The following is a 13,339-nucleotide window of genomic DNA, read 5'->3' as shown; positions in this document are numbered from 1 at the left end:
ATGTCTGATTTACCTGAGTCAGAGCAAAAGCAAGAGATATTAGTAGTAGATGATGAGATTGAGATCATTAAATCTTTGCGTCGCCAATTCATGCGTTATTACCACGTTAATATTGCCAACAGTGGACAAGAAGCGCTTGAAATCCTGAAAAATAAGCCGATAAAGGTGATTATTTCAGATCAGCGCATGCCTGATATGAACGGCAGTGAATTCCTCTCACATGTTGAAAAACATTACCCCGATTCTATTAGAATGTTGTTGACTGGTTTTGCTGATATTAATGCGGTAATCCAAGCGGTTAATGAAGGACACATATTTCGCTATGTCACTAAACCATGGAATCCAATAGAGTTAGATTCCATCGTTGGTGAGGCTTTTGAGCGTTATAATATTATAGAAAAAAATCGTGATCTACTAGAGCAATTACAAAGTGCAAATGCAACCCTAGAAGAGCGTGTTAGACAACGTACAATAGAGCTGGAAAAAGCCAATGAAAAACTTAATCAAATAGCCACCCATGACCATTTAACGGGTTTAGCAAATCGCGCTTTATTTCAAGAGCAGTTAGATTTGTGTTTGGCAAGCGCCAAAAGAAATAAAAAACTGGTTGCGGTTTTCTTTCTGGATCTAGACGGTTTTAAAGCGGTTAATGATACTTACGGTCATGATATTGGTGATAAGTTATTACAGCAGGTGTCAACGAGAATCAAAAATTTAATACGAGCGGAGGATGTCTTGGCCAGAATAGGCGGTGATGAATTTTCCCTTTTAACCTCTAATCTTGTTGATAAGGCTGATGTTAAACGTATTAGTCATGCAATTATTCATGCTATCTCCGAAATTTTTGAACTTGATGGTCATCAGTGTAAAATTGGGGTGAGTATTGGTATCAGTTTTTATCCTGAGCATGCTGAAGATGCAACATCACTGTTAAAAAAGGCAGATGAGGCAATGTATGCTATTAAAAAAAGTGGTAAGAATAATTACCTTATTTACGATGATTAATAAGAAGTAAGAATAGTCTTGAACCTCAACCTCAACCTCAACCTACAACCCACAGGCCTATGCACTTTATATTTATGCATTCTGGGCTTATATAGAAAATAGCTTAGCGATGAATAGTTTATTTTAAGTTGGTTTTCTCATTTATTTCTAAACTCGATAACTGTGCCTCAAATTGACTATTGCCGGATTTAATCTGATAAAGTTTAACTAATAAATAGTCAAGTTCTGGTGCAAACCATGCGTAAGTAATACGTTTTTTCTGTTTGACTTCCCGTTTAAAACGCACCGTTTTTATTAAACCATAAGGTAGCATCAACTCTTCTTCTCCATCATATTGATAAACATGATCTGAAATAGTGCCAGAGGTATTAACAACCTTGTACACATATTGTGGTTGCGAGGCATTAGCTATTAAATTTAACCTGTGCTGAAGATGATAACTGAGTTTATCTTGTAAGTTATCTGAAAAATCAAGCGGCGCAATATTGCGGCTCCTTCCTAGATCTTGTGCGGTATTGTTCTTTGCATTATAAAGCCACTCATAATGTTTATCTTTACCTGTTCCTTCACGTCGGTAGGTATAATGGTGAGGGGTCACTTGATTGTCATCAATTGAAAGTATTGACGTTTCGCTTCGTTTTTGAGAAAAAATTAACCATTTTACTTTGGTTTGATAATGATAATTTATCTTACCATCTCCTTGGTAGCTTAGCTGTCTCACAGCATTTCCTACCACGTCAGATTTATGGAGTATATTATATTGCGCGGTAAATGCAGGTAAGAGGGGTTTAGAGTTAGTTACTTGGTCTAATATTTCAGCATCAACAATTTTGGGTGTTAGTGCTAGGCAAAATAAAAAAGCGATAGGGGATTTAATTGTCACAAACAATCCTGCAAAAAAGTATAAAGGTAAAATAACTACCTTTATACTAACAGCAAATTAGTCGTTCGCATAACCAGAAATTGATAAAATTTTACCATCTAGAACGGCAAATTCGTTGTCACCTTCTGTCTTCATATGTAAACGTTTTTCGCATAACCATTTAACCACTAAAGGGTAAATTCTATGCTCTTGTTCATGAACTCGCGCTGCTAAATCATCACTGGTATCTGTTTCAAACACCGGAACTTTAGCTTGTAGTATCACCGGGCCGCCATCTAGTTCCGCCGTGACAAAATGCACACTCACTCCGTGTACTGTATCACCGGCATCAATTGCGCGTTGATGCGTATTTAGGCCTTGATACTTAGGTAACAAAGACGGATGAATATTGACGAGCTTTCCCTGATAGTGCTTTACAAATTCAGGCGTTAATATGCGCATAAAGCCTGCAAGTACAATAACATCAGGGCTAAGTGTATCAATATCACTCATTAATGCTTGATCATAACTTTTACGGCTCTCAAAAGACTTATGTGAAAGCGTTATTGTTTCGATATCAGCATTTTTAGCACGAGTTAAACCATAGGCATCTGCTTTGTTTGAAACTACACCAACCACTTTTCCAGGATAATCGCTGGCATCACATGCATCAATAATGGCTTGTAAATTAGTGCCACTTCCTGAAATTAAGACTACAATACGGCTAGACATTGAGCTTCCTTTATTAATTTTAACCTTGGTATTATATTCAAGCTATGAGAAAACGACTTGCTCTTCACCATCGTCTTTATCGGCAATCGCACCAATGTGCCATGCTTTTTCGCCATGAGCCGTTAAAATGTCTAAGCTTTGTGCTACTTTGTCTTGAGGAACAGCGATAATCATACCAACACCACAGTTAAAAGTGCGGTACATTTCATGTTCTGTGATATTGCCTTGTTCTTTCAACCAGTCAAAGATAGCAGGCCATTGCCAACTTTCGCCGTTAATCACAGCTTGGGCTGTTGCAGGTAAAACACGTGGAATATTTTCCCAAAATCCGCCACCAGTAATGTGGGACAAGGCATGAATATCAACTTCTTTAAACAATGCTAATACGGATTTAACATAAATTTTAGTGGGTTCGAGTAAATGTTCACTGATGGCTTTGCCATTAAGTAAATCACTGGTATCTGTGTTGTTGACTTCTAACACTTTACGGATCAGCGAGAAACCATTTGAATGAGGGCCTGAAGCACCTAAGGCAATTAACTGGTCACCTGCTGCTACTTTACTGCCATCAATTAAGCGAGACTTTTCTGCAACGCCGACACAAAAACCTGCGATGTCGTAGTCACCTTTATGGTACATGCCAGGCATTTCAGCTGTTTCACCACCAACAAGGGCACAACCAGCTTGTATACATCCTTCAGCGATACCTTCTACCACAGATGATGCCACGTCAACATCAAGCTTAGCAGTGGCATAGTAATCAAGGAAAAACAGGGGCTCAGCCCCTTGAACAATAAGGTCGTTCACACACATAGCGACGAGATCAATACCGACAGTATCGTGTTTTGCTAAATCAATAGCTAAACGTAATTTGGTTCCCACTCCATCAGTACCGGCAACTAATACAGGCTCTTTATAACCTGTAGGTAATTGGCAAACACTACCAAAACCACCTAAACCACCCATAACTTCAGGACGATTAGTACGTTTTACTGCACCTTTAATGTTTTCAACAAGGGCATTACCAGCATCAATATCAACACCAGCGTCTTTATAGCTTAAGGACTGTTTTTGTTCGCTCACGGGAAACCTCAAAATATTAGCGATAGAATAACGCCTAAACAAGCTTAAAAAATAGGCCCACTCAGGTTTAAAAAGATGCGTATTCTAACAGCGGTGACGCATATACTCAAAATCTTTATCTAAAATTGATAAATATTTTTATTTGGCGGTATATATTAGTGGTATTGTGATAATATCTGCACTACAAAATAGCCTATTTTCTTTTATATGTTTAAAATAATTAATTTTTTACTGTTTGTTATTGTTGCCTTTTTACCTTTTAAGTCGCTAGAGGCGGTGGAAGTAAAAGGTTTATACCAAGCGAGCATTGCTATTGAGTCACAAAATAGTCATGACAGAGCCCGTGCCTTAAAAAAAGCACTCGCGGCCGTGATGCTAAAAGTAGGCGGGCAAAAAAGTGTTTTAAACAATCAAGTTATTAAGCAATCGTTAAAAAACTATGGTGCTTATTTAAGTCAATATCGTTACCACGTTAAGCCGCTTCAGCTGGCGGAAAAATCGAGCAAAGATAAGCAATTGTTTTTATTAGCCAGTTTTAATGAAGAAAAAATAAATCAATTATTTCAACAAGCTAATTTACCCTTATGGGGTAGTTTACGTCCGCAAATATTATTATGGTTGATTGATGAGCAAGGATTAACCCGTACTATTATGTCGAACGCTTCTGAGTCGAACTTACCTGTTAAGGTAAATGAGTTTTCTACACAGCGCGGCTTACCCATTTTGATGCCTTTGATGGATTTAACTGATGCAAACAGTGTTGCTATAAGTGATATTTGGGGAAGGTTTCAACAGCCTATTATTGCGGCATCAAAACGCTATTTTGCTGAAGCTATTATTGTTATGCGCATCTCTAATTCCAGTTTGGTGACTATGGCGTCTGAATCTGAGTTAGGTGCTACAAATGTGCTAGTGCCAACTGACTGCGGCTTGTTATGCGAACAAGCACAAGCTATCGAGCAACCTTACGTATTAGATTGGAGCTTAATAGATGTTAGTACAGCTCAAGGGCAGCAACAATTTAGTCAGCAATACCAAGGTGATAATCCTCAAGTGCTATTGCAGCAAGGCCTTGATGATATTACCGAATTGATTTATCAACGCTATGCCTTATCAGCAACAAATCAAAATAACCTGGTCATTGAGGTCGCTAATGTTGATTCGTTAGCCACGTATGTTGAAGTATTCGATTTTTTAACTAACTTGTCCTCGGTCAACGCGGTTACGCTATTGAGTGCAAAGGGAGAAGTACGTCGCTTTAATTTAGACTTACTTGGCTCTGTTGATGCATGGTTGGCCTCATTGAGATTAAATAAGCAGTTACAGCAATATATCGACCCATTAGCCAAATTTGATGAACCATTAGCGCCAGCAAATGGCGAGTCAAGTGTGCCTGTTTTTTATTGGGGAAATTAATGAAAAACACCTCACAACTGGCGTTATCGGTGCAGCTACCTGATGATGAAACCTTTGATAGCTTCTTAAGTGAATCAAATCGTTCAGTGGTCAGCCAATTAGCCTTGTTTATTGAAAATAGTGCGTCAGAGCCATTAAATCAGCCTAATAGTTTTTATTTGTTTGGTTTGGCAGGGGTGGGAAAATCCCACTTATTACATGCCAGCAGCGCTTATGCTGCGCAATTAAATAAAACCTCTGTCTGTTTGTCATGTGCAGAGTTATTGCAATTATCGGTAGCAGTTCTTGATGGTATAGAGCAAATTGATGTTATTTGTTTAGATGATATTCAGTTGTTAGCAGGAAATCAATTATGGCAACAAGCCATTTTTGATCTTTATAATAGAGTAATAGAGCAAAATAACTGTTTGTTAATCAGTGGCAATCAAAGTGTCAATCAATTAGGTATCACCTTAGCCGATTTAAATTCTCGATTAAGTTGGGGGTTAACTGAGCAGTTAAAACCACTCAGTGATGTAGAAAAAGTGAGTGCGTTGCAATTTAGAGCATCTCAACGAGGATTGTTACTCAGTGATGAAGCCGCAAATTTCTTACTCAATAGAATCTCTAGAGAAATGACTGATTTGATTAACTCGCTTGATATACTTGATAAAGCATCGATTCGAGAGCAACGTAAAATTACCATTCCTTTTATTAAAGAAGTGTTAAATCTTATTACCTAGGATTTAAGATCTATTTTATTTATTTCACAAGAGCACACTATGAATATTGTTAATTTTGAGCAGTCACAAGTTACCCCGTCTAAGATTATTTGTATTGGTCGTAATTATGTTGATCATATTGCCGAGTTAGGGAATGAAATCCCTGATGAAATGGTGGTGTTTGTTAAGCCAAACTCTGCAATTACTGAGCAATTACAATCGCACCATCACGAGCCTTTGCATTACGAAGCTGAATTGTGTTTTTTATATCAGCACACTACGACACAAAAAGCGCAGGGCAAGCCTGGAACATTTGTGGGTGTAGCAATTGGCTTAGATTTAACTAAACGCACATTACAAGCAAAACTAAAAGCGAAAGGTTTACCTTGGGAACGTGCTAAAAGCTTTGATGGCGCTGCGTTATTTAGTGATTTTGTTCAGCTTGATTCGATTAATGATAGTTTACATTTAGCGCTAAGTATTGATGGTAATATAGCGCAAGCTGGTGGGGTTAAATTAATGATGTATAAACCTGAACAGATATTAGCTGAGTTACAAACGTTTATGACACTTACTGATGGCGATATTGTTATGACAGGAACCCCAAAAGGTGTTGGGCAAATTCGTGCAGGCAGTGAATTTGTTGCTAAGGTACTCCAACAAGATAAAGTGCTCATCAGTAAAACTTGGCTAGCCAATTAAGTTGTCACTTAACCGCTAGCCACAGTTGTTTATAGTTTATAGCTCTGTTCTCAATTTTTAGTGCTTAGGCAATGCTTTTTGATAATACTGATTAAATCTAGGCTGAACCTGTTGTGGAATAACGTGCTCAGTTTTATTTAATTTATACCCACTGGTTGGCGCTGGGCTTATGGTTAAGTTATTGACCCAGTTTTCACCTATTATCATATTGATCGGGTCGGCGACTGCAGCTAAAGCGCTCTCACTATCAAATTCAGGTAATACACGCTTAGCACTAAATAATACTCTCGGCTTAATTTTCGTATCGCCAATTCTGCCACGTTGCCCCCAAGTCACAATATAATCTTGGCCGGTTACGTTGGAACCCGTAGGTTGATTGGTAATGGCAACATCTCTGAAAATATTAAAACGCTTTTGCATCATTAACTCTTCAAATAACATCGCATAATCTTCACGTAAACTTGAATAGGCATAAAAGTCAGTGGCACTATCTGCGCTGAAAAATGTTTCAACATCAGCAGGCAAATATGATTTTTGCGTACTGTTCGCGTCAACACCCGCAAAACTGACTTGTGCCAAATCCCGCATAATTTGACTTGTTAATGGCATAGCTACCGATAACTGATCTGATTCAAAATCTGTGCTTAGCGCTGCATCTAATATCCGTGTTTGTGCTGAATGACTATACCACTCAGTGCTTGGGAAAAAATCATTGGCGTGAGCTAGTTCATGGTACATTAAAGATGTTAACCGATATAAACCTGCACTTGCTGCACGATCAGAGCGAATATGCGATGGAATATAGGCAGAAGCATACGCGTTTTCTTTGACATAACGCCATGGCATAACAAACTGTAAATCATTACCAAAATCAGCGCGAAAATCTGGCGCTTCATTGATGGTATCTCGCTCTTGTGCAGTTAACCAAAAATTGTCTGCATCTAGGTAGATAGCACCGGTTGCAGCCCAATAAAATGATGGTCTAACATCATAACTAATCACTATGGCAGTTGTTGCTCGCAATAAATTTTTAATATCGTCGTGGGGATCATTATTTTCTAAAAACGCTTTAAACCGATCGCCCATCCATTGGTGTGAAACAACGACTCTATCCATAATAGTGTTAATACTGGGGGTGCTATTTGAATTTTGTACTTCACTTGCTATTAGTGGTAATTTACTTAGAGTGCATGAACTGGTCAGTGAATTAGAATACACACAATCAGTTAAAGTTGCTTTATAAGGGCTGTTTTCATTATAAGCAAACACTTCTGCCACGCGTGTGTCGAAATAAGCATTGCTGTTTATGTTGTCCGCAGGCTCAACTAATACAGTAACAGTGTCTGTGTACTGTGTTCCCTGTGAGGTTACTGATGCAGCAAAGCTAAGGTAAGTATCTTTAGTTACTTTTGGCGCATCAAAAAAGATGGCCAACTCGCCTTGTGTTGTTGATGTGCTCAGACCCACACTTGGCCCAGCTACTTGCTGCCATTTAACAGAGCTGTTATCTGTATTGATACCTAGCTGAGCTCGAAGGGATACTTTGTTTTCACTGGCCACTTCATGGGCTAACCGAGCAGTGATTGGGCTTGATTCTTCGGAAACAGTAATAGACTTAGTAATCGTTTGTAAAGCGCCGCCATTTTTATTAAAGCTCACTTCAAAGCTGTAATCACCTGCACTTGTTGGGGTAAAGCCTACTACTTTACTGGTATCAGCAAGTAGGGCAACACTTGCTCCAGCGGTTTGTTGCCAATGTATATTACCTAATTCGTCATCAGGATAATATAAAACTAAGTCAACACCTTGGTTAATCATTAAATTGCTTTCTAACTGTAAAATAGCATCTTGCGCTGAAGGTTCAACAGACGGTATAGATGAGTTGTCAGAGCTTCCACCACAAGCCGTTAATAATAATGTTGAGATTAGTGTTGAGCTATAGAGATAGCGTTTTAATGTCATGCTTTACATCCTTTTAAAAATTAAAGTTAATTAGTTGGTTCATTTTTGGGTTTACGTATACTCAGGCCAAGTTCTTGTCCCCTGTATTTTGCATAATAGCTGCAACCGATAAACATGGTCGTAGCAAAAAATAGCTCCAATACAGCCCAAATGATATCACTAGGGAGTACCCATAAAGTGGTTAAACTATGTAAAAAGTAAATCAATACGATAAAGTTAGCCCAGGCATAAGTATAAGGATTACCTTGTAAAAGTCCCTTCAATGGAAAGAGTAAGGGTAAGGTAAACAAAATTAGTGTAGTGGTTGTACCCAAGCTACTACTAGGTGATAACACCAATAGCCATAACGGCATATAAACAAGTAAAGAAAAATATCCAAATAAGGCCATTTTCTTTAAATTAGTGGTTGATATTCTTTGGGTATTCATCGAGTGATTACTGCCTATCATTTAACAAAAAACGAGTGCGTTTGTTGGCGGTCGGCCGATGACCGCTTTATTCCCATTACTGACAATTGGACGTTCTATTAGTTTTGGTGTGGCAGCCATGGCGGCAATTAAGGTATTGTCATCTGCACCTTTTAGACCTTGCTCTTTAAATTCGGTTTCTTTTACTCGCATCATTTCGAGCGGTGTGCAGTTTAACTGTTTTAGCAGTTGCACTATTGTTTCTTGGCTTAGGGGCGTTTTCAGATACTCGATAATGGTTAGCTCTTGCTTGGTGTTTTCTTGCAACAGCTCAAGAGTTTGACGGCTTTTTGAACAACGTGGGTTATGATAAATAGTTAACATAGCTTGCTTCTTAAATTATAGGTTGAGGGTGATTATAAGGTGATTAATTATAAACGCTTAAGTTTATTTTCTTGTTCTTGAACTTGCAATATTCTTGCTTTAATTCTTTTTTGTAAAAGTGGCTGGTCTTCAACAAAATCATAACTAGTTTGTAACTCATCTATAGCTTTATTATATGCGCCTAATAATACTAATACTTCTGCTTTAGTGATATGCATTAGCCCTTTTTTATTTTGCTTCCTGTAAACGGTGGTTAATAGGTCGTTGGCTATATAATTCTCAGGGTTTACTAATAAAAAATCTTGCAGTACTAGCTCTGCTTGTTGGTAGCGTTTAGACTCTAGTAACGCGTTACCATGATTTAGGCTAATTACTTGATTGTTTGGCATAAGTAGAGTTAAAGGCTCGAGCATAGATAACGCGACATCGTATTCTTTTAATGCCAGATAGACATCCGTTAAGGCGTCAATATAAAACAGGTTGTTATTATCTTGTGCTTTTAATGACTCTAACAAGATTTTAGCTTGTTGAAATTGTTTATGTTCAAAATATGATAAAGCTAACCCATATTCTGCGCCCGCTTTCAGGCTATAGCTTTGCTGTTTTAGCTGCCGTTTAAAATAGGCGATATTGTCTTGAGCACTGTTTTGGTAACGAGCTTGTATTCGAGCTTTCGCTAGTTCAAAGTCTAAACTAGGGGGTAAATGTTTTACTGGGTAATTATGAGCACGTTGCCTAGCGTCGGCAATGCGTGATTCCGGTAAAGGGTGAGTTAGTAACATTGCAGGTGGCTTACTGACGTAGCGATATTTTTCAGACATTTTGCTAAAAAAGCTAGGTGCGCCTTGTGGATCAAACTGACTATTGGCTAATAAAGCAATGCCAACTCTATCTGCTTCTTTTTCGTTCCCTCGGGTATAATTTATACTCGATTGCTGAGAGGCCGCTATAGACGCGCTTAATGCTGCCATGCCCACTGTAGGGTTGATTAAACTAATCAATATGCTTGATATTACCCCTGTCATATTTAACGCTTGGGCATTGCTTTGAGATTCTAAACGACGGGCTAAATGGCGTTGAGTTACATGCGATATTTCATGAGCAATTACCGACGCCAGTTCGCTTTCATTATCAGCAGTAGTAAGTAAGCCAGAATGAATACCAACATGACCACCAAAAAATGCGAAGGCATTTAGCTCGTTATTATTAATGAGAAAAAACTCGAAAGCATAGTTAACGTCTTGAGCATTTTTAACCAATTGATTGCCTAAATGATTAATATACTCAATTAACACAGGATCTTGAATTAAAGGTTGGCTAGCACGAAGTTGACGCATCATTGCTTTACCAATTTGTCGCTCTTTATCTAAGGACAAGACACTAAAGCCTGAAATCCCTATGTCAGGTAGTTTGTTTTTATTATTTAAGCTGCTTGCCTTAACATCAACAGTGATGGTGCTAGCTATTGCGGTACTAATAATACACCGTAACAATAGGGGTTTAATGTTAAACAAAGTTAGATCCTGTAAAGTCGATAATCATGAATGTATTGTTCGACCATAATACTACTAAAAGATTCTCAGTTGTGTTGACTTTTTATGTAACTAATTTACTAAGTTGCTAATTTTACTATTTAAATGATAATAGTTACGTTAAGAAAATGCTAGAATAGTCTCAAATAATCTTGTTAAAAAAAGTAACGTGCTACTGATCAGACCGCCCATAATATCGGGGGGCTTATTAAATTTATTTAGTGCCTTTCACCAAAGGAATACCATTGGTTCCAACCGGAATATATACTGTAGTATGGTTGGGGGATTTAGCCATTTCTAATTGTGCATTGATAGCTTCATGTTGAAGATAGTTTACTGTAAGCGTTGTATTAATTATCTTTTGTGCTTCCGCAATCCCTTTTGCCTCCTCGACTCTAATCGCAGCGTCCTGTTTAGCTATTTCTTTTTGAGTAGACTTTTCAGAAAGTAACTGCTGCGCGGCTAATTTTTTTTCTACAGCTGTCGCAACTATTGCAGGATAATTAATATTACCGACAACAACGCTCTTTAAATTAAATGGCGAACCAGCAAGGTAGTCATTTAATTTTAAAGTAACCTCGTTTGATATTGCGTCTCGATTAACTTTTAGCTCTCTACTGTTGTATTTTTGCACTGAATTTCGTACAAAAGTTCTAAATGGTTCTCTTACAAACCTAGAGAACCATTTTTCCGCTCCATACTCTTCAACCACTGTTTTTATAGTATTTTGCTTAATTGATATAACAGCATGGAAATTAAAACTGATATTTAAGTCATCTTTAGCAAGTATTTGAAAAGTTTCTGTGTATGTATTTGGCCTTATATCTATGTTTATAGCTTCGTTTCGCCATAAAGAAACACCAAAATTACTTGGTCCAGATAAAGTCCCTTTATAGCCGCCAGAACCAAACACCCTAGGGTTTTCTGAAATATAACCTTCGTGTCCAGCTGGAGTGCGCGGATTTGAACAAGATGTTAGTGAAACACCTATTACAACGGCGAATACTGCAAAAGTTGCAAGTGTACCCACCACAGGATTATTTCTTTGATACATAATTTATACTCGATTGAAATCTAACAGCTAAACATTTATCTCTTGTCTAAGCATGAGAGCTAAATGCCCTGCTGGACTGAGCCACTAGGCACAGTCTATATGGTTTTTGTTTTGTGAGTTATTTCTCAAGAAGGATGGCGGCAAAATGGCAATTAAATTTTAACTAGCTTCCATACTCTTTTTTACTCAATGTTATTCAGTCAGTGTACCTGAATAGACGCTTTTTTCAATAATTGGTATCGCTGTTATTAAAGTTAATTGTGCCAAAAGCGTATATGTATTCCTTCCGTGACTTTTGGCACTGTTAGCGAATTAACAATCTCCTTATTCTTTTACAAACTTTGTAGGAGAATGAAATGCCACAGCCCAAAAGTAAATCCCTTGATATTTCTCAACTGAAAATTGACCGCAAACCACAACGTAAAAGCCTTTGGCATGCTGCTTATGTGCCAAATGGTTTAATTTTACTGGGTCTTAGCGCTAGCATATTGTATGTAAGTGCAGCTATGTTTGCCCCTGAAAATAATGGTGACAATGCTCAAGTGTTAGCTGCTGCCAAAATAAGTGAAACGGAACCATTAATTGCTAATGGTAAATTAGCAATAACCAAGTCGTCACAAACCACCTCAACAACGCTCAATTCAACGAAAGAAAATAGCGCTAATCAAATAAGTCATAGCACAGTACTTGATGCTAGCGGTCATATTGTGGCTAGGCGCATAGCAACAGTGTCATCTCGGGTAACAGGAAAGCTTGAACAACTTCATATAGAAGAAGGACAACGAGTTAATCAGTCAGATGTTTTGGCTGAGCTAGACGACAAGCAAGCCGTGATTGCGCATCAATTAGCGCTAGCAGAGTTGTCAGCAAAGCAAGCAGGTTTTGACGAATTAAATCTGCTATTCAAGCAGCAAACTAAACGATTTAATCGCAACGAATCATTGGCAAAGCAACAACTCATTAGCGAGCAACTACTCGAAGATAGTCAGTTTAAACATGCGCAATTGGCTATTCAAGTTAAAAATAAACAGGCGTTAGTAAGCTTAGCTCAAAATAAAGTGGCTTTAGCGCAATATCAACTTAATCAGCATAAAATTCGAGCACCTTTTGATGGCGTGGTGATCAGTAAAAATGCTCAAGTAGGCGAGCTTATTTCTGCAGGATCATCTGGTGGTGGTTTTATTCGTACGGGTGTCGGCACGATTGTTGATATGAGCTCATTAGAAATCGAAGTAGAAGTGGGAGAAAGCTATATCAACCGTGTTTTTGCAGGACAAAAAGTGATTGCCAAATTAGATGCTTACCCTCAATGGTCTATTAACAGTGAAGTAGTTGCGGTAATTCCTACTGCAAACCGCCAAAAAGCGAGCATAAAAGTCAGAGTAAAATTCTTTGAAACTGATCCGAGAATTTTGCCAGATATGGGCGTAAAAGTAAGTTTTATCGGCGAAAGTACGCTGTCTGGCAAAGCTACTGAAGCGAATATAGCGAGTTTATAG

General features: G+C 38.1%; 13 protein-coding genes. 5 read left to right on the top strand and 8 right to left on the bottom strand.

Going from position 1 to position 13,339, the window contains the following annotated elements; all coding sequences use genetic code 11:
- Positions 1 to 1,005, top strand: a complete 1,005-nt coding sequence (locus ABXG98_RS12280; protein ID WP_353538984.1) for a two-component system response regulator — start codon at positions 1 to 3, stop codon at positions 1,003 to 1,005.
- Between the two features lie 118 nt (positions 1,006 to 1,123).
- Here ABXG98_RS12280 and ABXG98_RS12275 read toward each other — a convergent pair whose 3' ends face one another.
- From ABXG98_RS12275 to purM, 3 genes are read right to left on the bottom strand one after another with little or no spacing between them, the layout of a single operon-like run.
- Positions 1,124 to 1,888, bottom strand: a complete 765-nt coding sequence (locus ABXG98_RS12275) for a DUF3108 domain-containing protein (protein WP_353538983.1) — start codon at positions 1,886 to 1,888, stop codon at positions 1,124 to 1,126.
- A 57-nt stretch (positions 1,889 to 1,945) separates the two neighbouring features.
- Positions 1,946 to 2,599, bottom strand: coding sequence for a phosphoribosylglycinamide formyltransferase (purN, locus tag ABXG98_RS12270; protein ID WP_353538982.1), 654 nt, complete (start codon positions 2,597 to 2,599; stop codon positions 1,946 to 1,948).
- A gap of 42 nt (positions 2,600 to 2,641) precedes the next feature.
- Positions 2,642 to 3,682 carry a phosphoribosylformylglycinamidine cyclo-ligase gene (gene purM, locus ABXG98_RS12265; RefSeq protein ID WP_353538981.1) on the bottom strand — a complete coding sequence of 347 codons (1,041 nt, stop codon included), beginning with the start codon at positions 3,680 to 3,682 and terminating at the stop codon, positions 2,642 to 2,644.
- A 207-nt stretch (positions 3,683 to 3,889) separates the two neighbouring features.
- On the opposite strand from purM, the gene ABXG98_RS12260 reads away from it, so the two are divergent.
- From ABXG98_RS12260 to ABXG98_RS12250, 3 genes are read left to right on the top strand one after another with little or no spacing between them, the layout of a single operon-like run.
- Positions 3,890 to 5,098 carry a DUF2066 domain-containing protein gene (locus tag ABXG98_RS12260; protein ID WP_353538980.1) on the top strand — a complete coding sequence of 403 codons (1,209 nt, stop codon included), beginning with the start codon at positions 3,890 to 3,892 and terminating at the stop codon, positions 5,096 to 5,098.
- A complete protein-coding gene (hda, locus tag ABXG98_RS12255; protein WP_353538979.1) occupies positions 5,098 to 5,820 on the top strand; it encodes a DnaA regulatory inactivator Hda in 723 nt (240 codons plus the stop codon). Before ABXG98_RS12260 ends, hda begins: the two co-directional genes overlap by 1 nt.
- A 39-nt stretch (positions 5,821 to 5,859) precedes the next feature.
- Entirely contained in the window at positions 5,860 to 6,501 is a 642-nt protein-coding gene (locus ABXG98_RS12250; protein WP_353538978.1) for a fumarylacetoacetate hydrolase family protein, read from the top strand.
- A gap of 57 nt (positions 6,502 to 6,558) precedes the next feature.
- Here ABXG98_RS12250 and ABXG98_RS12245 read toward each other — a convergent pair whose 3' ends face one another.
- The 5 genes from ABXG98_RS12245 to ABXG98_RS12225 all read right to left on the bottom strand — a co-directional run bounded on the left by ABXG98_RS12245 (position 6,559) and on the right by ABXG98_RS12225 (position 11,840).
- Positions 6,559 to 8,463, bottom strand: coding sequence for a hypothetical protein (locus ABXG98_RS12245; RefSeq protein WP_353538977.1), 1,905 nt, complete (start codon positions 8,461 to 8,463; stop codon positions 6,559 to 6,561).
- Between the two features lie 26 nt (positions 8,464 to 8,489).
- Entirely contained in the window at positions 8,490 to 8,891 is a 402-nt protein-coding gene (locus ABXG98_RS12240) for a DUF2069 domain-containing protein (RefSeq protein WP_353538976.1), read from the bottom strand.
- A gap of 21 nt (positions 8,892 to 8,912) precedes the next feature.
- Positions 8,913 to 9,254 carry an arsenate reductase (glutaredoxin) gene (gene arsC / locus ABXG98_RS12235; RefSeq protein WP_353538975.1) on the bottom strand — a complete coding sequence of 114 codons (342 nt, stop codon included), beginning with the start codon at positions 9,252 to 9,254 and terminating at the stop codon, positions 8,913 to 8,915.
- 47 nt (positions 9,255 to 9,301) lie between these two features.
- Entirely contained in the window at positions 9,302 to 10,768 is a 1,467-nt protein-coding gene (gene bepA, locus ABXG98_RS12230; protein ID WP_353538974.1) for a beta-barrel assembly-enhancing protease, read from the bottom strand.
- A 232-nt stretch (positions 10,769 to 11,000) separates the two neighbouring features.
- Positions 11,001 to 11,840, bottom strand: a complete 840-nt coding sequence (locus tag ABXG98_RS12225) for an SPFH domain-containing protein (RefSeq protein WP_353538973.1) — start codon at positions 11,838 to 11,840, stop codon at positions 11,001 to 11,003.
- Between the two features lie 356 nt (positions 11,841 to 12,196).
- On the opposite strand from ABXG98_RS12225, the gene ABXG98_RS12220 reads away from it, so the two are divergent.
- Entirely contained in the window at positions 12,197 to 13,339 is a 1,143-nt protein-coding gene (locus ABXG98_RS12220; RefSeq protein WP_353538972.1) for an efflux RND transporter periplasmic adaptor subunit, read from the top strand.

Origin of the sequence: Colwellia sp. KU-HH00111, from assembly GCF_040362745.1 — a bacterium.
In the GTDB taxonomy this organism is placed as follows: Bacteria; Pseudomonadota; Gammaproteobacteria; order Enterobacterales; family Alteromonadaceae; genus Colwellia.
This window is presented reverse-complemented; position numbering and strand designations above follow the sequence as displayed.

Bases quoted from the DNA above. Each gene is read 5' to 3' on its own strand.
- ABXG98_RS12260 (WP_353538980.1), top strand. From the start codon at position 3,890: ATGTTTAAAATAATTAATTTTTTACTGTTTGTTATTGTTGCCTTTTTA.
- ABXG98_RS12225 (WP_353538973.1), bottom strand. From the start codon at position 11,840: ATGTATCAAAGAAATAATCCTGTGGTGGGTACACTTGCAACTTTTGCA.
- ABXG98_RS12220 (WP_353538972.1), top strand. From the start codon at position 12,197: ATGCCACAGCCCAAAAGTAAATCCCTTGATATTTCTCAACTGAAAATT.
- ABXG98_RS12245 (WP_353538977.1), bottom strand. From the start codon at position 8,463: ATGACATTAAAACGCTATCTCTATAGCTCAACACTAATCTCAACATTA.
- hda (WP_353538979.1), top strand. From the start codon at position 5,098: ATGAAAAACACCTCACAACTGGCGTTATCGGTGCAGCTACCTGATGAT.
- purN (WP_353538982.1), bottom strand. From the start codon at position 2,599: ATGTCTAGCCGTATTGTAGTCTTAATTTCAGGAAGTGGCACTAATTTA.
- ABXG98_RS12240 (WP_353538976.1), bottom strand. From the start codon at position 8,891: ATGAATACCCAAAGAATATCAACCACTAATTTAAAGAAAATGGCCTTA.
- arsC (WP_353538975.1), bottom strand. From the start codon at position 9,254: ATGTTAACTATTTATCATAACCCACGTTGTTCAAAAAGCCGTCAAACT.
- ABXG98_RS12250 (WP_353538978.1), top strand. From the start codon at position 5,860: ATGAATATTGTTAATTTTGAGCAGTCACAAGTTACCCCGTCTAAGATT.
- ABXG98_RS12280 (WP_353538984.1), top strand. From the start codon at position 1: ATGTCTGATTTACCTGAGTCAGAGCAAAAGCAAGAGATATTAGTAGTA.